The organism is Anaerovibrio sp. JC8 (genome assembly GCF_002100115.1).
Classification (GTDB): domain Bacteria; phylum Bacillota; class Negativicutes; order Selenomonadales; family Selenomonadaceae; genus Anaerovibrio.
The window spans coordinates 247,321-267,781 of sequence record NZ_ANBM01000002.1 but is presented as its reverse complement, the minus strand read 5'-3'; the positions used below and the strand labels follow the sequence as shown (position 1 = coordinate 267,781).

8 protein-coding genes are annotated in these 20,461 nt (G+C 47.7%); 6 read left to right on the top strand and 2 right to left on the bottom strand.

Annotation, left to right across the window (positions count from 1 at the left end; all coding sequences use genetic code 11):
- The first annotated feature begins 372 nt into the window (after positions 1-372).
- From D081_RS02880 to D081_RS02855, 6 genes are all read left to right on the top strand, one after another.
- Positions 373-7,548 carry a hypothetical protein gene (locus tag D081_RS02880; protein WP_085022623.1) on the top strand — a complete coding sequence of 2,392 codons (7,176 nt, stop codon included), beginning with the start codon at positions 373-375 and terminating at the stop codon, positions 7,546-7,548.
- A 36-nt stretch (positions 7,549-7,584) separates the two neighbouring features.
- Positions 7,585-8,361 (top strand): autotransporter outer membrane beta-barrel domain-containing protein, encoded by a 777-nt coding sequence (locus D081_RS02875; protein ID WP_085022622.1) that lies wholly within the window; start codon positions 7,585-7,587, stop codon positions 8,359-8,361.
- A gap of 203 nt (positions 8,362-8,564) precedes the next feature.
- Positions 8,565-9,140 carry a type III toxin-antitoxin system ToxN/AbiQ family toxin gene (locus D081_RS02870; RefSeq protein ID WP_158087534.1) on the top strand — a complete coding sequence of 192 codons (576 nt, stop codon included), beginning with the start codon at positions 8,565-8,567 and terminating at the stop codon, positions 9,138-9,140.
- Positions 9,141-9,612: 472 nt separating this feature from the next.
- On the top strand, positions 9,613-16,275 hold the full coding sequence (locus tag D081_RS02865; RefSeq protein WP_085022620.1) for an autotransporter outer membrane beta-barrel domain-containing protein: 6,663 nt from the start codon (positions 9,613-9,615) through the stop codon (positions 16,273-16,275).
- 135 nt (positions 16,276-16,410) lie between these two features.
- Positions 16,411-16,557, top strand: coding sequence for an aminoglycoside phosphotransferase (locus D081_RS02860; protein WP_085022619.1), 147 nt, complete (start codon positions 16,411-16,413; stop codon positions 16,555-16,557).
- Between the two features lie 281 nt (positions 16,558-16,838).
- The gene (locus tag D081_RS02855; protein ID WP_085022618.1) at positions 16,839-17,486 is read left to right on the top strand and encodes an SIS domain-containing protein; all 648 of its coding nucleotides are present in this window, start codon (positions 16,839-16,841) and stop codon (positions 17,484-17,486) included.
- A 186-nt stretch (positions 17,487-17,672) separates the two neighbouring features.
- On the opposite strand, the gene D081_RS02850 is transcribed toward D081_RS02855, so the two are convergent.
- The gene (locus D081_RS02850) at positions 17,673-18,548 is read right to left on the bottom strand and encodes an Rpn family recombination-promoting nuclease/putative transposase (RefSeq protein WP_085022617.1); all 876 of its coding nucleotides are present in this window, start codon (positions 18,546-18,548) and stop codon (positions 17,673-17,675) included.
- Between the two features lie 463 nt (positions 18,549-19,011).
- Complete coding sequence (locus D081_RS02845) at positions 19,012-20,457, bottom strand: TrkH family potassium uptake protein (protein WP_085022616.1); 1,446 nt, start codon at positions 20,455-20,457, stop codon at positions 19,012-19,014.
- Positions 20,458-20,461: the final 4 nt, after the last annotated feature.

Here is a 20,461-nt window from a genome sequence, read left to right as displayed (position 1 = left end):
TTTGGCGAAGAGGTACACAAATAGGTATCTACAATTTTACCCCGAAGGGAGTGACAAGGCATGAAAGCGCAGAAGCTATTGACAACCAACGTGCAGGGCGATTTTTTTGTGCCTGAGTCTGTCCTCGCGGGGGGGGTAGCTGTTCGGCTCCGATAGACACTCATCGACAAGTACATAACTATGTGAAAAAGCCTTCTCTCAGGAGGTTGGTGAGCTTTTGCGGCTTGCCTACGGCCTGAGGGAAGGCTTTTTGTTTTCAATGAGACTATTCAGTGGGAGTGTTAAACTACCACTGAATTTAGTCGAATTAATCTAGAGCTTTAGGACCCGTTAGCATGGGAGCAGTAAATTTAACCCAGGGAGGGGAGTAATATGAAAAGCAAGCAAAGCAAGCAGGAATTGACCCGTCTTATTATGGCGGCACTTATATTGGGCGGCGGGTGCCTCTATGGGCCTGTGGCCGAGGTAGACGCCCAAGAGTTGGAAGTAGATATTAACATGTATCCTGCAAACTATAGTTCATGGCCAGATCTTAAGAAAAATGGTCTTATATTGGATGACTCTAATAAAAAACTTTATCTCAAAAGCAATACTGATACCTTGAAGTTTAACACCACCGATACACGCTGGGCTAGCTATAATATTTTTGGCGTTTATCGTAGTGGTGGAGATGCAACTGGTTATACGGTTACTCTTGAAACAGGGCCGTCTGATCACCACTATGCACTGGGTACCCTAATTGGTGGCAATACAGATAGTGGTAAAGCATATAGTAACCATGTATACATGAAAGGCGGCAGAGCATTATATGTGTATGGCGGAAATTCACAGCACGGCGAAGTTAGTCTTAAAAATGTTTATGATAATACAGTAAATATAACCGGTGGCGAGGTAACTCAAGAGGTTTATGGCGGACGATCATCTAAAGGCGATGCTAATGACAATTCCGTTACAATCGGTGCGTCAACAGGTTCGATTACCATAGGCCATCATGTTTTTGGTGGGCTTGCTGGCGGTAATACAAATGGGTATGACGGTAGTGCCATAAACAACACAGTTACAGTTGGGAATAACACTACAATCTCTGGCACAGTATATGGAGGTTATTCGCATGAAAATAGTGTTTATATTGCTACCAGCGCTAAAGAGGCTTCATCGAATACAGTGACAATCAATGGCGGCGTTTTAAATCATATTGTGGGGGGATATGGCGTTAATGGTAATGCCAAAAACAATACCGTTACAATATCAAATGGTATTATAAATGGCGATATAATTGGTGCCTTTAGCGACCTTAATACATATTATAACAAGGTAAAGATTACCGCGGGTAGTTTGAATGGCGATAATACGAAAATTAGCGGTGCGATTGGTGCGAAAATGTCGTATAACAGCGTTAGCATTGGCGGCGGCGATTTCAAGAGCCAATCTTATAGCATCGGTGGTGTTTATAACGGCAATTATACTGCTAGTGAAATAACGCATAACAGCTTGAACCTTTACGGTACGACAAAAGGCTTGGATAAGGCAACCCTTGCCGGTGGTTATTCTGAGCATAATACAGGTAGTGTTTCTACAACGGATAATAATATCTATATCGGCGGTTCCCGGGTTTATGCCAATGACGCAACATCTGCAACCCTACAAGATGAAACACCGTGGGTAGGCAAGGACAGCAGTGACATTATCAAAAATACCGTTATCATGGTAAAAAATGTAGATAACCTTGTGCTCCGTAAAGTAAACTGGAGTACGACAACACCTGCTTTAAACGTGACGACCGGTGTTTACTTTAATAGTGGCGGCGGATTCGATATATCCGGCATGAGTTTTGCCAACACCACCTCCAATGGGACGATGACTTTGTTCTCCAATGGGTTGAATACGCTTAATGGCCAAAAACTCATATATAATAAGCTTACTGGCTCTGGAACTACAAGTGGAACCCTTTCAACGACAGCCATCAAGGTAAAAAATGGAACCAGCACGACTGCTGGCATTGGTTCAACGGGCGTAAGCGTGACATATGAACAGGGAAGCCATAATGTCAAGCTGGATTCCACCCAGAAGAAAGTCTTGTACACCATTGGCGACAGTGCAGTAAATACCGTTACACTGGGTAGTATGACATGGGGCACAGGTGCCAGCGGCACGGGGTATACCTATGATAGCAATACCGCCATCAATGCGTCGAATCTGACCTTTACAGGGTCTTTTAACAGTAACCCGATTAATCAAACCACAAATTTGCTTTCTAATGCAAATGGTATAAAGGATAGTACCACAGCGAAGGCAATTAATCTTGCTGCCTCCTTCCAGGATGCCAATGGCATCGGATACAGCGGTGCGGCAACAAATGGTAATGTAATCTCCAGCAATACCAATAAGAATATTATATATAAAGTAACTGGTGCTACTTTAGATAGTCTTAATCTTGCTGGCTGGAATGGTTCCACTAGCACCCTTCTGTCTGGCTGGTCGAAAAAGAATGGTGGCATCAGTGTCAGCGGTGTGTTCACCAAGCCTACATTGGCTCCTGGAGCATCCAAGGATATTATGACCACCGATACGGCGGACTTTTTCAGTGATGCCACTATATCTGATGATATCAAATACAAAGCGGGGGATTCCTTCTCCGATACGGTGGCTGGTGTCACCCTTGCTGGTAATAAGGCTGGTGGCGTAAAGGCAACCAACAGTGGTAAGAATCTGACCTTCTACGGGGAAAAGAATGATGTTAGCAGCATCTCCCTTGGTTCCATGACCTGGGGGACTCCACGTGCGGCCACTGCAGCCTATGATTTCTCCGGGGTTACCAATATTGACGCGTCAGGACTGGCCTTTACGGGAACAGCTACCCTGAATTCCTTGGATGATTCCACCAACCTTCTTACAGGGGCAACTGGTCTTACCAGTGATACCATTACCCAGCCAACTAATAAGACCTTTGACATCACATATACGGATAATAATACCAAGATTACATATAAGGGCCAGGCAACCAATGGAAGTCTGACCCGTGATAATACCAATTTAAAATATACCATTAGTGCCGGCAAAGTGAATGAAATTGATCTGGGCCAGTGGAACGGAACAGGAGGCGTGGGTAATCTCCCAACTGGCTGGTCAACTCCAACAGGCGGCGTAGAAGTTGACACTGGAGATTTTGAAAGCCCAACTGGCACTGATAATGTGGATATTTTTACCACCACTGAGGATGGCTTCTTTAATGAAAACAATATAACAGGAGATAAAAAATACAAGGACAATGCGCCGATGCCAGATGACAAGAAGGATGGTGTTACCATTTCCGGAACCAAGTCCGGAGGTATTGCTCCTTCTGAGGATGGTCTGACCCCAACAACAAGTGGTAAAAGACTCACATATTTTGCCGAGTCCACCACGGGCAGCAAGATTGCATTGGGTGAAGTGGCTTGGACTAAGGATGGCACAGCCCGTGCATTGACTGGAAATTATAACTTCTCCAACTTGGTCAACAATGATGTGGATGCCACTAACCTTAAATTCACCTTTACTGACGCTGTTGGAAAGAGTGTCAACACTATTGCAGCCCATGATACCATGACCCTGCTTTCCGGGGCCACTGGCCTTGCATCAGACCTTAGTGTCAATGGTTCCCCTCACAGTCAGAGCGTAAGCTACAGCCTTACCAATGGTGCGGGACTCTCCGGCACATTAACCGGTGACGTAACCACTTCGGCAGGGGCCGTAAACTATACGGTAACCAGCAAGACCCTGGACAGCGTTAATCTTAACGGCTGGGACGGTGCCACCAATGAGAACCTTGATGTAAGCTGGACAAAGAATGCCAACGGCATAAAGGTAACCGGCAATGGCTTTACTGCTCCAACGACCATAGGGGATACCCCTATTCTGACGACTAACGTTGCCGGTTACTTTAGCAATGCCCAGATTGCGGATAATATCAAATATCAGCCGAGCGGCAGCTATACAGAAACCGAGAAGAATGTTACCCTGTCTGGAACCCGCGGCCTCGGCATAAAGGCTGATGATAATAATGGTTCCAAGCTGGTTTATTCCATCGGGGCAGCATATATCAATAACCTTAAGCTGGGTACGGTGGACTATACCAAGGATGGTACCTGGTTAGATAAGAGCGATACAGCCAGGTATGACTTCTCAAATCTCAGCTCACTGGATACAGCGGGGTTTGTCATGTCCATGACGGATGACCAGAAGAAGACGGCAGTTAAAAATGACAACATGACACTGCTCAAGGGCAACGCTACCCTGAACGATATTGCAGCAAAGGATACAGGGGACAAAAACTACACCTATAAGGCAACTGAGGGTCTCACGGTAGGCGGTACTATTTCCGGCAGCGTTTCTGCATCGGGCAATAATGTGCTTTACACCATAAAAGACAACACGGCATCTACCCTTGATGTGACCAATGTGGCCTGGGGAACAGCCTATAACCGTGATGCTGCTGAGCTTAACTACTCGAGTGCGGTGGTGGATTCCTCCAATGTTTTCTTTACCGGGGTGTCCAACCTGTCCACTGGTGATGTGATGACTCTGGTTACCAACTATGGAAGCGGTATCAATAAGACCAGGGGCGGTATATTTACTCTGGAGAATGGCAAGACAGGAAAAGGTACTGCATACTATGAGGGTGGCGTACTCAAGTATAAGGTTACCCTGGGCGCCGGTGAGGTTCAGCCGGCAGTAAGCGCCACCAACAACAAGGCAATCCTGGTTGTTCCTGATGGTCAGGAGCATCAGGGTACAGTAATCGGCGGCGAGGCCAAGGGTGATGGCGACTCCACCGGCAACGAGCAGGGTGTTAAGGGTAAAATCATTACCAATACTGACGGCACCGGCGGTGATGTAAACGGCGGTACCAGTGAGGAAGGCGATTCCAAGAAAAACAAGGCTGATGTGGAAGACAGTACCATTGCGGGCGATGTTAACGGTGGTAAGAGCGATAACGGCAACGCTACAGACAACGAAGCTGATGTAGATCACAGTAATGTTGGCGGAGATGTCAACGGCGGCTCTACCAACGGCGATGGCGAAACCAAGGGCAATGAGGCTAACGTTAAGAACGGCAGCAAGGTTACCGGCAACGTAACGGGCGGTCGTTCCGGCGGCAACGGTGACAGCACCGGCAACGCGGCCGAAGTGGAAGGCAGTGAGGTTGGCGGCGATGTCAATGGTGGTCAGAGCGACGGCGATGGCAATACCAAAGAAAACAAAACCCATGTTAAGGACAGCAAGGTTACTGGCAACGTGAACGGCGGTCACTCCGGCAAAAACGACGGGTCCGGTGGCAACGGCGAGTCCACCGGCAACACGGCCGAAGTGGATGGCAGTGAGGTCGGCGGCGATGTCAACGGCGGAAGAAGTGAACAGGGCAATGCCAACCAGAATGAAAGCACTGTCAGCGGCGGCAGCAAGGTAACAGGCGATGTTACCGGTGGTACCAGCGGCGGTGGCGGCACTGCCAATGAGAACAAGACCACCGTTTCCGGCAGCACCGTAGGCGGCAATGTTATTGGCGGCCAGAGCGATAAGGGCGATACAGACAAGAACGAGACCACTGTAACCACTGGCAGCAAGGTAGAAAAGGATGTAATCGGCGGCAAGAACAAGGGCAGCGGCACTTCCAATGAGAACAAGACAACTGTTGATGGAAGTACTGTAGGCGGTTCCGTAACCGGTGGCCAGAGTGAAAGCGGCAGCACCGACAAGAACGAAACAAAAGTCAGTGGCAAGAGCAAGGTTACCGGTGATGTTACCGGCGGCCAGAACAATGGCAGCGGCACTTCCTCCGAAAACAAGACTACAGTAGAAGGTGGCAGTGAGATTGGCGGTTCCGTAGTCGGCGGTCAGAGTGCCAGCGGCAACACCGACAAGAACGAGGCCACTGTAACTGGCGGCAGCAAGGTAGATAAGGATGTAATTGGCGGCCAGAACAAGGGCAGCGGCACTTCCAGTGAAAACAAGGCAACTGTTGATGGAAGTACTGTAGGCGGTTCCGTAACCGGTGGCCAGAGTGAAAGCGGCAGCACCGACAAGAACGAAGCCACTGTAACTGGCGGCAGCAAGGTAGAAAAGGATGTAATTGGTGGCCAGACCAAGGGTAATGGCACTTCCAATGAGAACAAGGCCACTGTTACCGGCAGCGAAATTGGCGGTAATGTTATGGGTGGCCAGAGTGAAAATGGCAATACCAACAAGAATGAGGTCAATGTTACTGAGGGCAGCACTGTCAACGGCTCCGTATCCGGCGGCAAGACCACCGGTACCGGCAGTGCCGACAACAATGCTGTGAATATCGCCAGCAGTATCATCAAGGGCAGCCTCTCCGGCGGTGACAGCACCGGCGGCAGTGCCTCCGGCAATACAGTCACTGTGAACGATGCCACCATTGGCACTGAAACCACAGATGGCAATATCTACGGCGGTAAGACCCTGGGTGACAACAAGCCGGCGGACACCAACACCGTCAACTTGACGGGTGGCACCGTAAATGGCGGCGTATTCGGTGGCTACAGCGAGAACGGTTCCGCTGCCAACAACAGCGTAACTGTCAATGGAACCACCATTCGTGACTATATCTACGGCGGCAAGAGTAAATATCTCTCCCAGAATGATGAGGTTTACTTTAAGAACGGCTCCGTATGGGGCATTATCGGCGGCGGTTGCGAGGAATCCCTCAATAACCTGGCCGAGCTTGCAGACGGTACTGTGGAGGAGCATGTTATTGGCGGTTTTGCAACGGGAACTGACGGCGTTGCCAAGGGCAACAAGGTTCAGATGACCGGCGGCACCGTTAAGGGCAGCGTTATCGGCGGCTACGGCAACGGCACCGCTGAAAACAACACCGTATATCTTGGTGGCGGCACTGTACAGGGAACTGACACTGATTCCGCGATTTTGGGTGTTGGGGAAATCAAGGGCGGAGTTTATGGCGGCTACGGCACAGGCTCCACCAGAAATAACAGCTTATATCTCTTTGGAATTGCAGATGTTTCCGGCACTGGTCTCATTGGTGGTACCAGCGAGGCTACGGGCAATGTCCTGAATATTGGTTACAACGGTACTCCATGGACCGGCGGCGACCAGCTGGTAAAGAATATAAAGAACTTTGAGGCACTGGAATTCTCCGTAGTGCCTTGGAGCAAGAGCAAGTCTGCGATTACCGTTACCGATGGCACAAACAGTGACCTCTCCATGACCACTGTAGGTGCCAAGAACGTGGTATTCACCGGGGTTAAGTCCGTCTCCAAGGACGATACCATGACCCTCATTGACCAGACCAAGGTAACCAACAAGGCAACCAAGGTAAATGAGGACTCCAGCTTTACTGTTGGTAATGTGGTGGAAGGTACTGGTAAGGTTGCCCTTGATGGCAGCGGCAACGTGGTTTACAACGTAAAGAGTGTAAGGGCCACTGAGCAGACCCACAACACCCTGATGGGTGCCGAGGCTACCATGACCACCTTGAACGTAGGTAATGACTACATCGGTTCCGCAGTTGATGGTCTGGCATTGCCGTAAAACACCGGCAAGGACGGTCTTGCGACCTTTGCCAAGCTGGGTGGCGGCAAGCTGACCCAGGAAACCGGCAGCCATATTGATGTAAGCACCTGGAATGCCATCCTGGCTCTGGGCCACAAGAACGTGAAGAAGCACTCCACCTTTGAGTATGGTGCCTTCTTCGAGTATGGAAACGGCAACTACACCACCTATAACGATGCAGCACAGCGTGGCGACGGAAGCACCCGTTATACCGGCGGCGGTCTCCTGGCCAAGTGGTATACTCCTAAGGGCCTCTATGTGGAGGGCAGCCTCCGTGGCGGTACTGTCCATGAGGATGCCAACAGCCTCCTGCGGGATAACATGGGCAATGCCTACAGCTACAACACCGACACCGGCTATTATGGCTTCCATGTTGGTGTGGGCCGTGAGCTGAAGCTTGACAGACACACCGTACTGGATGTCTATGCCAAGTATTTCTACAACCACAGAAATGGTACCGACTTTACGGTGGCTGGCGCTGACTACAGACTTGATGATATTACCAGCAGCCTGCTGCGGGTAGGGGCACGCTACACCGAAAAGCGGGACGATCAGTGGAGCTTCTACGGCGGTCTGGCCTATGAGTACGAGATGTGCGGCAGGGCCTATGGCACTGTAAATGGTGTTGACATCCGTGGTGCTGACATTGGCGGCGGCAGAATCCGCGGCGAAATCGGCGCATTTATCAAGCCAACTGCTGACACCCCATGGGGTGTAGACCTGAATCTCACCGCCTATGCGGGCAAGAAGCAGGGCGTAATGGGCAGCATAAGCACAGTGTATACGTTCTAAGATAAGTAGAAATTGACAAATTTGTTTGTATATGATAGCATTTCATTAAAGAAAGGTCTCCATTAACCTTGGGGCGTTGGCCTCGAAGAGATGACCGTTAAGGAAGGGTCTCCATTAACCCTGAGGCTTGGCCTCGAAGAGATGACCATTAAGGAAGAATGAGGAGGAGGAAATCCTCCTCATTTTGTATTTTGGGGTGTTTTATGAGATTAATAGACGATAAAATTTGCTTGGTTAATGTAAATGTCGATTATTTACGCGATTTACACCAAGTATCTGATGAGATTCGCTATTCAGATGGCTATCAAAATAAGCCATTTGTTGGTATTCTTATTCAAGAAGATGATATAAAATATGTCATTCCGCTTTCTTCCGCAAAAAGAAAGCACGTATCTTGGAAGAATTCATCTCAGGATTATTTTCTGGTTTATGAATTTGCAGATGAGTCCAAGATGTCAAAAAAAGATATTTACTTTTCTCTCAATAATAGTGAATCACCAAAGAAGGTTAAACATATCTTGGCTGTTCTCGATTTAAAAAAGATGATACCGGTATCAGAAGATTTATACAGTGAGGTTAATATAAATGCTGCTGATTCTGATACAGAAGAAATCAGGAAATATAAAAAATTACTGGAGAAAGAATTACAGTTTTGTATAAAGATAAAAGATGAGATAGTTAATAAAGCAACCAAAATATATATAAAACAAAAAGAAAAAGGTAATGTACGCTTTTGTGTGGATTTTACAGCAGTAGAGGAATTTTTTAAAAAGAAATGATTTAGCAGGTGTTTACTGACTTTCTGCTATTTAATGCAACTCCTCTTTCTTCCGATAAATTATCATAATAGCATTTAGCTTTGCAGGATTTTCAGCTTTTTTGGCGAAGAGGTACACAAATAGGTATCTACAATTTTACCCCGAAGGGAGTGACAAGGCATGAAAGCGCAGAAGCTATTGACAACCAACGTGCAGGGCGTTTTTTTTGTGCCTGAGTCTGTCCTCGCGGGGGGGGGTAGCTGTTCGGCTCCGGTAGACACTCATCGACAAGTACATAACTATGTGAAAAAGCCTTCTCTCAGGAGGTTGGTGAGCTTTTGCGGCTTGCCTACGGCCTGAGGGACGGCTTTTTGTTTTCAATGAGACTATTCAGTGGGAGTGTTAAACTACCACTGAATTTAGTCGAATTAATCCAGAGCTTTAGGACCCGTTAGCATGGGATTAGTAAATTTAACCCAGGGAGGGGAGTAATATGAAAAGCAAGAAAAGCAAGCAGGAATTGACCCGTCTTATATTGGCGGCATTGATATTGGGCAGCGGGAGCCTTTTTGGGCCTGTGGCCGAGGCGGAAGAACTTCCAATCACCGAGAACCCTAGCGGTGGAGCATACAGTGCAAACGTAGATGGTTTCCAAGATGAGCAGCAGCAAACGGTTTATTATCTAAAAGATGGGACGACTTATACGGGCTTGAAGGTTAATTCCTCAAGTTTGAATATTTGGGGATTTTCTGGTGGTTATAGCGCAACGGATAATGTAGGTTTAAGTGGCCGCACGGTTACATTGAAGAATGGCAATGTAGAGTATATTTATGGTGGCTATGGTAATTACTCATCCCCGCAAAACAATAACCTTATCAATAATAACACTGTAACTATAGATGGTGGAAGTTTCAAGCGTGTTTTTGGTGGCTATGGTTCAGGCAATGGTGAGGCAAATTATAACAAGGTGGAAATTACCGCAGGGAGTTCTACTGCTACTACATCTAGTATAGGTTATATTACTGGTGCGGCTGCAAAGAAGATGCGTTATAACAGCGTTACCATAAGTGGTGGCACATTCACTAATGGAAATTATATTGGTGGTGTTTATGCAGTAAATTCCAACGTTGCATCACCTAATATAATGGAGCATAACAGCTTAAATCTGTATGGCACAACCACGGGGTTGGAAAATGCAATCATTGCTGGAGCTTTTGCCGCGACTGTTAGCGGTGGGTCAGGTTCGTTTACGGATAATAATATCTATATTGGCGGTTCCCGAGTTTATAATGGCTCAACAACTGCAACCATCACTACAGCTGCTAATGCGTGGTCTGGCAGTTCAAACAACACAGTAAAAATGGTAAAGAGTGCTGACTCGATTGTGCTTCGTAAGGTTAACTGGAGCGAGTCTGTGCCTGTATTAAAGGCAACGAGCGGTATAGGTTTTCAAAATGGCGCCAAACTGGATATATCCAACATAAATATTTTAAATTCTGCTCCCGGCACTATGACGTTGCTTGAGGGTGCATGGTACCAAGGGACACCTGACGCACAAACCCCACAAAGCTTAAATTCCATCACGGTCACGTATAATGGCGGTTCGCAGACATTTAACTCCACGACAAAAAGCAAAGTTATCAATGCTGGTACACCAAATACTCCGCAGACATTGACGAATAATGTAACGCTTAAAAAATTGGTGGGAAAGACCACCCTTTCCATTAACGATGCTTATAATAAGGTGCAATATACAATCGCAAAGGACAAACTCACGGGTATCGATTTAGCGGGGTGGGACGCCAGCAATACGGTGGCTCTTTCCACGACAGACCTGGAAAATGGCCTTACGGCTGGTTCTATTACGGCGACAGGCACTTTTGCTCCAACATTGCCGGAAGGGACTACTTCCAAGAATATTCTGACAGCAAGTGAGGGATTTTTCACTGACAATCAAATCGCTGATGCCATCGCTTATAAAAGCGAAGGAGAAGAATTTCGTAATGATTTCCAAAATGGAATCATCATGGAAGGCAATGGTAGCGGCGGAGTCAAAGTCTCGTCAAATGGCTCGGCACTGACCTATTATGCCGGGATCCATGGTGTAAAGGAGATTACTTTGGAGCAGATGGCCTGGGGAACGTCGATGGCGGCACCTACAGGGTATGAATTTTCGGGATTAACCAAACTTGACGCATCAAATCTGACCTTTACAGGCAAGGCTACTGCACCGAACGCTTCCATCAGTATGATTACCGGGGCTACGGGGCTGGATAGTGCCACATCCTACACTCTTACCCAGCCGGTCAATGCCAAGGTAGCTGCTGAATTTACCGACAATAATATTGCCTATAAAGGTACTGGTACGGGTACAGTAGGGGTATCTGGCACTGATGTAAAATATACCATTACTGGCGGTACCATTAGCAGCATGAACCTTAATGGTTGGACGGGCGCAGACGGTATGGGGCTTCCTACCAACTGGACAGGCACCAACATAGCGGTGGAGACAGGGAATTTTCCTTCCCTGGCGGAAGATAAAATCCTCTTTAACAACTTGGCTGCAAACACTTTCGGCACCGTATCCGGGTCCAAGGTTTACAAAAGCGATGAGCGGGTTACTGACGATACCCAAAATGGCGTAACTCTGGCTGGCGGCAAAACCGGCGGTATTAAGACGGAAGACAGCGGCGCAACCTTGAAATACTATGCCGAGTCCATGGCCGTAGATACCATCACCCTGGGTGAAATGAAATGGGACACTGGCCGGGAAATTACGGGGACAGGCTATAATTTCAATAATGTAGGAAACAACGGCGTGGACGCATCTAAGTTGACGTTTACTTTTGATGGAGCTACTTCCGTCAATGATGTTGCCACGGGAAACCATTGGAGATTGCTTTATGGTGCCAATAACCTTAAACCAAACCTTACAGTAAAGGGCTCCCCAGTAAGCCAGAAGGTTAGCTATGGCATAAATAATGCAGCAAACCTTACTGGTACATTGAAGGGTGACGTTACTACAGGTGACGGCATAGTTCAATATGCTGTAACCAGCAAGACTCTTGAAACTGTAGATATTTCCAAGTGGGACGGTTCCAGCACTGGTACTGTGAATAGCACTTGGGGAAAACTCGACAGCGGTATTATTGCCGTTACTGGCAGCGGCTTTAAAACGCCTACAGCTGTGGGAGATTATAATATTCTTACCGCGACCCCAACGGGCTTCTTTACTGGTGCCAAAATTGACAGTGCTATTGCTTACCAGCCAAGCGGAACTTACAGCGAAACCGAGAATAACATCACTATCTCCGGCAAGCAGGCCAAGGGCGTGAAGGCCAGCGGTGATGGAACTGCTCTCCAGTACAGCATAGGTGCAGCCTACATAGATACCATCGGCCTTGGTAAGGTAACATATAATAAGGGCGCAGTGCTTATGGACAAGAGCTCTGCCATGTACAACTATTCCAGTGTTAAAAGTCTGGACAAGTCCGGCTTTGGCATAAACATGTCCGATGACCAGAAAAAGACAGCCAAGGCCAATGATTTCATGACCCTGTTGAAGGCCAATAATACTTTAAATAATATTGTTGCCCAGGATACTGGGAAGCTTAACTACACCTATACAGCCAATCCGGGCTTGACCGTCAAGGGGGCTGTAACGGGTAATGTATCTGCAAGCGGTGGCAGTGTGCTCTACACAGTAGACTCCAACAAGGCCTCTGACATTAATGTTGGCAAGGTGGCCTGGAACAGCTCATACGCCCGTTCTGCAGATGAAATCGCCTATACGGATGCCTTTGTAAATGCAGACAATGTGGCCTTTACGGGAGTAAGCACTCTTAACAAGGGTGATACCATGAAGTTGGTAACCAACTTTGGTAACAGCGTCAACAAGGTTCGTGGCGGTATCTTTACCTTGGATAACGGCAAGACCGGCAAGGGCCATGCTTATTGGGACAGTGCAACCCAGAGCCTTGTATATGTTGTGGACCGTGGCATTGATGAAGAAGTTGAAACCAAGAATGCCGTGGCAACAAAGACCACAGTGGACGGCGAAAATCCTCATAAGGGCGATGTTCCTGGCGGCGAGGCCCAGGGTGATGGCGAGGCCAAGGACAATGAAACCAAGGTCAAAAACTCCCATATCCAGAAGAACGATGACGGCACTGGCGGCGATGTAAACGGCGGTACCAGCGAAGATGGCGACTCCACTAACAACAAGGCCGCAGTGGAGGATAGTGAAGTTGATGGTGATGTAAACGGTGGCAAGAGTGACACCGGGAACACCAAGAATAACAAGACTGATATAGAGAACACTACTGTTCACGGTGACGTAAACGGCGGCAGCACCAGCGGTGGCAGCGGGGAGTCCTCCGGCAACGAGACCACTGTGGGCGGAAATAGTACAGTTGATGGCGATGTAAACGGCGGCAAGACCGGTGGCGAAGGCGGCACCAAGGAAAACAAGGTCGATGTGAAGGGTGGCAGCAAGGTTGGCGGCAACGTGAACGGCGGCCATTCCGGCGGCAACGGAGAGTCCTCAGGCAATGAAGCCACAGTAGAGGGCCAGAGCCAGGTTGATGGTGACGTAAACGGCGGTAAGTCCGACGGTAACGGCGACACCAAGAATAACAAGGCCGATGTGAAGGGTGGCAGCAAGGTTGGCGGCAACGTGAACGGCGGCCATTCCGGCGGCAACGGAGAGTCCTCAGGCAATGAAGCCACAGTAGAGGGCCAGAGCCAGGTTACTGGTGATGTTACCGGTGGTAAGAGCGAAAGCGGCAATACAAGCGAAAATAAGGCTAATGTCAAGGACGGGAGTACCGTTGGTGGCAGTGTAATCGGTGGTAAGACTGAAAGCGGCAATACCAACAAGAATGAAGCCAACGTAACTGGTGGCAGCAAGGTAGAGAAGAATGTAGTTGGTGGCCAGACCAATGGCAGCGGTACATCCAATGAGAATAAGGCCAATGTTACTGGCAGTGAAGTTGGCGGTAACGTAGTTGGTGGATATAGCGAAAAGGGTAACACCAACAAGAACGAGACTGCTGTAACTGGCGGCAGCAAGGTAACTGGTAATGTAATTGGCGGCCAGAGCAACGGTGGCGGCACTTCCAACGAGAATAAGGCCAATGTTACCAAAAGCACTGTTGGTGGCAATGTAATAGGTGGCTACAGCAAGAATGGCACTGTTTCCACCAACGAGGCCAATGTAACTGGCGGCAGTGTAGGCGGCAGCGTATACGGCGGCAAGACAGACGGAACCGAAGCAGCAGCTTCCAACAATGTAACCCTTGACGGTGATGTAAAAGTTAAGGGTGCAGTATATGGCGGCTACAGTGAAAACGGCACTGCTGACGGCAACGTAGTTACCGTAAAGAAAGCTGCTGTTGATGATTACATCTACGGCGGCAAGAGCAAGATCCGTTCCTCCAACGATCTGGTATACTTCCACGATGGCACCGTTCTTGGTATTATCGGCGGTGGCTGTGACGAGGCAGTAAGCAACAGTGTATCCCTGCTGAAGGGTGGCGTAACTGAACACGTTATCGGCGGATTTGCCACCACCACGGCTACTGGCAATACGGTAACCTTGACCGGCGGCACCGTTAATGGCAGCGTTATCGGTGGCTATGGCGGCACTACCACAGCGGATAACAACACAGTTAATCTTGGTGGTGGCACCGTATCCGGCAATACCATTACTTCTGCAACCCTGGGTGTAACCATTGACGGTGGCGTATATGGTGGTTACAGCGTAAGCGGCACTACTCAGAATAATACAGTAAATCTCTTTGGTACCGCCGATGTATCCAATACAGGTCTCTTTGGCGGTAACCTCCAGTATAACGGCAATATTTTAAATATTGGCTATAACAAAACACCATGGACCGGCGGTGACCAGAGCGTAAAGAATATCAAGAATTTTGAGTCCATGAACTTCTCAGTTGCTCCATGGAGCAAATCCAAGGCAGCTGTTACCATCAGTGACGGCACGGCCAGTGATCTGTCCATGACAACTGTAGGTGCCAAGAATGTTGAATTTACAGGCGTAAAGGTAGTGGCAGTAGATGATACCATGACTCTCCTTGACCAGAGTGCGGTAACCAACAAGGCTGTCAATGTCAATGAGGATTCCGACTTTACCATTGGCATAGCAGTGGAAGGTACCGGCAAGGTTGCCCTCGATGCTAACGGCAACGTAGTTTACAACGTAAAGAGTGTAAGGGCCACTGAGCAGACCCACAACACCCTGATGGGTGCCGAGGCTACCATGACCACCCTGAATGTAGGTAATGACTACATCGGTTCTGCAGTTGATGGTCTGGCATTGCCGGAAAACACCGGCAAGGACGGTCTTGCGACCTTTGCCAAGCTGGGTGGCGGCAAGCTGACCCAGGAAACCGGCAGCCATATTGATGTAAGCACCTGGAATGCCATCCTGGCCCTGGGCCACAAGAACGTGAAGAAGCACTCCACCTTTGAGTATGGTGCCTTCTTCGAGTATGGAAACGGCAACTACACCACCTATAACGATGCAGCACAGCGTGGCGACGGAAGCACCCGTTATACCGGCGGCGGTCTCCTGGCCAAGTGGTATACTCCTAAGGGCCTCTATGTGGAGGGCAGCCTCCGTGCCGGTACTGTTCATGAGGATGCCAACAGCCTCCTGCGGGATAACATGGGCAATGCCTACAGCTACAACACCGACACCGGCTATTATGGCTTCCATGTTGGTGTGGGCCGTGAGCTGAAGCTTGACAGACACACCGTACTGGATGTCTATGCCAAGTATTTCTACAACCACAGAAATGGTACCGACTTTACGGTGGCTGGCGCTGACTACAGACTTGACGACATTACCAGCAGCCTGCTGCGGGTAGGGGCACGCTACACCGAAAAGAGGGACGATCAGTGGAGCTTCTACGGCGGTCTGGCCTATGAGTACGAGATGTGCGGCAGGGCCTATGGCACTGTAAATGGTGTTGATATCCGTGGTGCTGACATTGGCGGCGGCAGAATCCGCGGCGAAATCGGCGCCTTCATGAAGCCAACTGCTGACACCCCATGGGGCGTAGACCTGAATCTCACCGCCTATGCGGGCAAGAAGCAGGGCGTCATGGGCAGCATAAGCACAGTTTATACCTTCTAAGATAGTTAAGACATAACAAAAGAAGTTCGTTGACTCACGGAGCCAACGGACTTCTTTTAATAAGGAGACTTTGCCTGTGGCAAAATCTGAACAATTAATGTATAATGTGTTAGATTTAGCTAGTGAGGTGAATATATGGCTCTTAGTCAGGAAGTGAAGGAGAAGCTCCAGAAGCGTATAGATGAGCTGAAAAAGCGTATGCAGTATGATGCCAACGATTTGGATTATGAGACTCATCTGAACCAGGTACGGGAGCTTCAGCAGCTCATAAACAGAAAGTAAAATAGGCTGGAACATTATATAGAGAGGCTATAACATTATATAAAGAGCCTGTTAACATTAAATAAAGAGTCTGGTGACATTATATTAATAGGCTGGAATACTATATTAATAGGCTGGAACATCATATACGGAACACTCGCGTTCACTAGTTTGCCTAGTGGTACTAAGCTCATTCGGCGCCAATGGCTTGAATTCACTAAGTACCAAGGCAAAATACGTCCGTATATAATGTCCCAAGCCTATTCGCGTGCATATATTGTATTGATATGAGGTGATGATAAATGAAGGAAACTACTTTGACGATGATCGATAACCTTATTAAGCGTTACCCTGCCCTGACAGTGTGCCGTGAGTCCATTGATCAGGCCATAGAGGCTATCTGTGCGTCCTACAGCAACGGCGGCAAGCTGCTGACCTGCGGCAACGGCGGCAGTGCCTCTGATGCGGAGCACATTGTGGGTGAGCTTATGAAGGGGTTTATTCTGAAGCGTCCTATCGGGGATGATTTATATGAGCGGATGAAGTCTGTATGCCCCGATGAGGCCGATTATCTCCGTGATAATCTTCAGGGGGCCCTGCCGGCAGTGTCCCTTATGAATGCAGTGGCCCTGAACAGTGCCTTTGCCAATGACCAGGCTCCGGATCTGGCCATGGCCCAGCAGGTGCTGGGATTGGGAAAAAAAGAGGATGTACTTATTGGTATAAGCACATCCGGTAATTCTTCCAATGTAATTTATGCAGTTCAAATGGCCAAGGTCATGAACGTAAAGACCATCGGCCTTCTTGGTGGCCGTGAGTGCAAGCTGAAGGGCCTGTGCGATATCTCCATCTGCGTTCCGGAGATGGAAACCTACAAGATTCAGGAGCTTCATCTGCCGGTTTATCATCTGCTTTGCATGGCGGTGGAAAACGAGTTTTTTGATGCATGAGATAAATATTTAATAAAAAAGAAGCCGTTTATGGTATGTTACCTGCTGGTTGGACAGGTCAGATATCAATGAACGGCTTCTTTTAAATTAAGCTACAGCATAAAAAGCTTCTTTCTTGCCACCAAGATTTTTTTGATTTCGTCTAGTTTTATGTCAGGAAATATTATGAATGTCATATTAGATAGATTATTGCATAATATGCTTTAAAATTTGCTCTCGAAGCTCACCTTCATAGCTAAGATCATCCATGACAGTATTAACATCCTTTTGAGGATTTTTGGACATAAAATTCCTTACTGTCTGAACAGCCATTTTCAGCTCCCCTCGCATTTCACCACGAGCTTCTATTTCCATTATATCCTGCTGAAAAGTCATATATGTCGCCTTCTTTCTTTTATCTTCCCTATACTCCTTTACTGTGCTATCCAGCTCCCGTGTGAAATCATCCTCGGCCAAACCGCCGTTTACATACTTTAAAAATGCCCTCTGGTCTTTTGTGATATTATCCATATTTACCGCAGAAGCATTAAAGAAAATCTTATATGCCTCATCACAAAGCTCCAGACTATTATCGGCAACACATATATTTGAAAAGAAATAACGAGGTAATCCAGTACCATAGGGATCAAAGGTACAAATAAAGATAATGTAAGACTTCCGTAATTTCGTATAATGCTGGCCTTTAGCCAGCAGATTATGGTCCATTATAGACTGATAATATCTTGCCCGCTTCCCAAGTTCCTCTTTTGATTTGGTAACCGCCTGCATTTCAATGTCAATGGCCGTTCCATCAGCATCCTCAATATAGATATCCAGCCTAATACCTCTGCTAACCATACCTTCTCTGAAATCTTTTTCAAATTCAGGAATCTCCATCTTTGATATGGTTATATTAAGCAGTCTCTCTAATAATTTCTTGCACAAGCCTGGCTTTTCCATAACTAACCTAAACATTACAGCGTTAGTAATGGTGGCTTGTTCCCATGGTTCAAATTGAGTCGACAATATTTCTTCATCCGACATAATACCTTCTCCTTGTATTCTAGCACACAAATTTTGCATGTGCCATACCCATACTATATGTATCAAGCTGCCATGGATACCTGATACTACATCATCTGTAGATCTACAAGTTCAGTATATTGTTTTATTATTGTAAAGTCAATTTTAATGTTAATATTTTTATGAAACTGTATCAAATTTTCTTATATTTTACAGCGAATTAGTTTAATTAGATATTATCTTTGTGATCCTTTTACCCCCAGGGTATTTTTGCCCATGAAAAAAGCCGTTTATGGTATGCTACCTGCCAGATGGACAGGTCAGATATCAATGAACGGCTTCTTTTTAAATTAATCTACAGCATAAAAGTCAACAATCTGAAATATCGAGGATATTGCTGGTACTTATACTTCATCTATGGGAAATCCATTGAAACAGCTAAAATGGCAAATACATACATTAGCCAAGTACCTTGAAGACAATGGTATTAATATTTGGATTGATGGCATTGTTTTTTATTTAGTTACCAGCTGGCGCCCTTTTGCCAGAAGGATGGCTTCAGCATTACCAGAAACAGGAATATTTCCAGACGTCCAATTACCATAAGACCGCAGCAGATGCATTTGGTCAGATCGTTAAGGCTGCTGAAATCATTGGCGGCACCAAAGGCCACGCCTGCATTGCCGATGGCGGAAAAGCCCAGCACAATGGCATCCATTATAGGCAGTCCCTCAATAGTAAATACCAGGGCACCCATAAGGGCCAGGAACACGTACAGAAAGAAGAAGCGTCCCACTCTGTTTACCACAATGTCCAGCCGTTCCACCGTATCGTAACTCATGTGGATAATCTGGTTGGGGTGCAGCTTCTCCTGAATAATGATGTGCAGCATCTTGAAGAGCAGCAAAAATCTGGCTATTTTCATGCCTCCTGAGGTGGAGCCGGCACAGCCGCCGGTTATCATGACTATCAGCAGGGCGTATTTGGAAAAGGCCGGCCAGGCATCAAAATCACTGTTGGAAAAGCCTGTGGTGCTGATGGTGGCTGCCGTCTGGAAGGTGGCATAGCGGAAGGCCTCAAAGAGATTCATATCCATGGCTGCAAAGAGGTTGACGGTTATGGCCAGTGATATGGTGCCAAAGAGCACCATGTAGGCAATAAATTCCCCGTCCTTTATAATCTTGCGGTAGCCCTGCTTCCAGGCTATGAGGTACAGGGAGAAGTTACCGCCTCCCACCAGCATGGCAATGGTCAGCACTATCTCGGCGGCCAGATTGTCAAAGTAGCCAATGCTTTCATTTTGGGTGGAGAAGCCACCGGTGGCAATGGCCGACATGGCATTGTTCACCGCATCGGAAAAGCTGAAGCCGCACAGCAGCAGCATTCCCGTGAGAATAAAGGTAAGTAAAATATATACGATCAGCAGAGCATGGGCCGTATCCCGAAATCTCGGGAGCGGCCTTGTTTCAGTTGGGCCCGTGGTTTCCACCTCAAACATTTTCAGGCTCTTGGTACCGGTCTGGGGCACAATGGCTATAAAGATAACGATGATGCCCAAGCCACCCAGCCAGTGGGTAAGGCTGCGCCACAGCATGATGCTGGTGGGAAGCCCCGGAATGTCCTTGACCACGGAGGCACCGCTGCCCGTAATGCCGGAAACTCCTTCAAAGAGGCAGTCCACCGCCGGCATATAATGGCCTGTCAGAAATGGCAGTGAGGCGATTATGGAGGCAAAGAGCCAGCTGAGGCCCGTGATGGCGATACCCTCACGGATGCTTATGTCCTTGGTGGTGATTTTTCCCCGGTTGCTGAAGAATACCGAAAGGGAAAGGCTGCAAATTATGGCAGCCAGAAAATCCAGCTCGTTGTTTTCGTGGAGCTGTATGGCCGTAAAAAAGGGTATCAGCAGCGTAAGGGACATGGCAAACATAAGGCGGCTCAGCATATAGTATATGACCGGATAACTCATGATG

What these genes read in the sequence shown, in the direction of transcription:
- D081_RS02880 (WP_085022623.1), top strand. Translation starts at nt 373, where the DNA reads ATGAAAAGCAAGCAAAGCAAGCAGGAATTGACCCGTCTTATTATGGCG.
- D081_RS02855 (WP_085022618.1), top strand. Translation starts at nt 16,839, where the DNA reads ATGAAGGAAACTACTTTGACGATGATCGATAACCTTATTAAGCGTTAC.
- D081_RS02865 (WP_085022620.1), top strand. Translation starts at nt 9,613, where the DNA reads ATGAAAAGCAAGAAAAGCAAGCAGGAATTGACCCGTCTTATATTGGCG.
- D081_RS02850 (WP_085022617.1), bottom strand. Translation starts at nt 18,548, where the DNA reads ATGCAAAATTTGTGTGCTAGAATACAAGGAGAAGGTATTATGTCGGAT.
- D081_RS02860 (WP_085022619.1), top strand. Translation starts at nt 16,411, where the DNA reads ATGGCTCTTAGTCAGGAAGTGAAGGAGAAGCTCCAGAAGCGTATAGAT.
- D081_RS02845 (WP_085022616.1), bottom strand. Translation starts at nt 20,457, where the DNA reads ATGAGTTATCCGGTCATATACTATATGCTGAGCCGCCTTATGTTTGCC.
- D081_RS02870 (WP_158087534.1), top strand. Translation starts at nt 8,565, where the DNA reads ATGAGATTAATAGACGATAAAATTTGCTTGGTTAATGTAAATGTCGAT.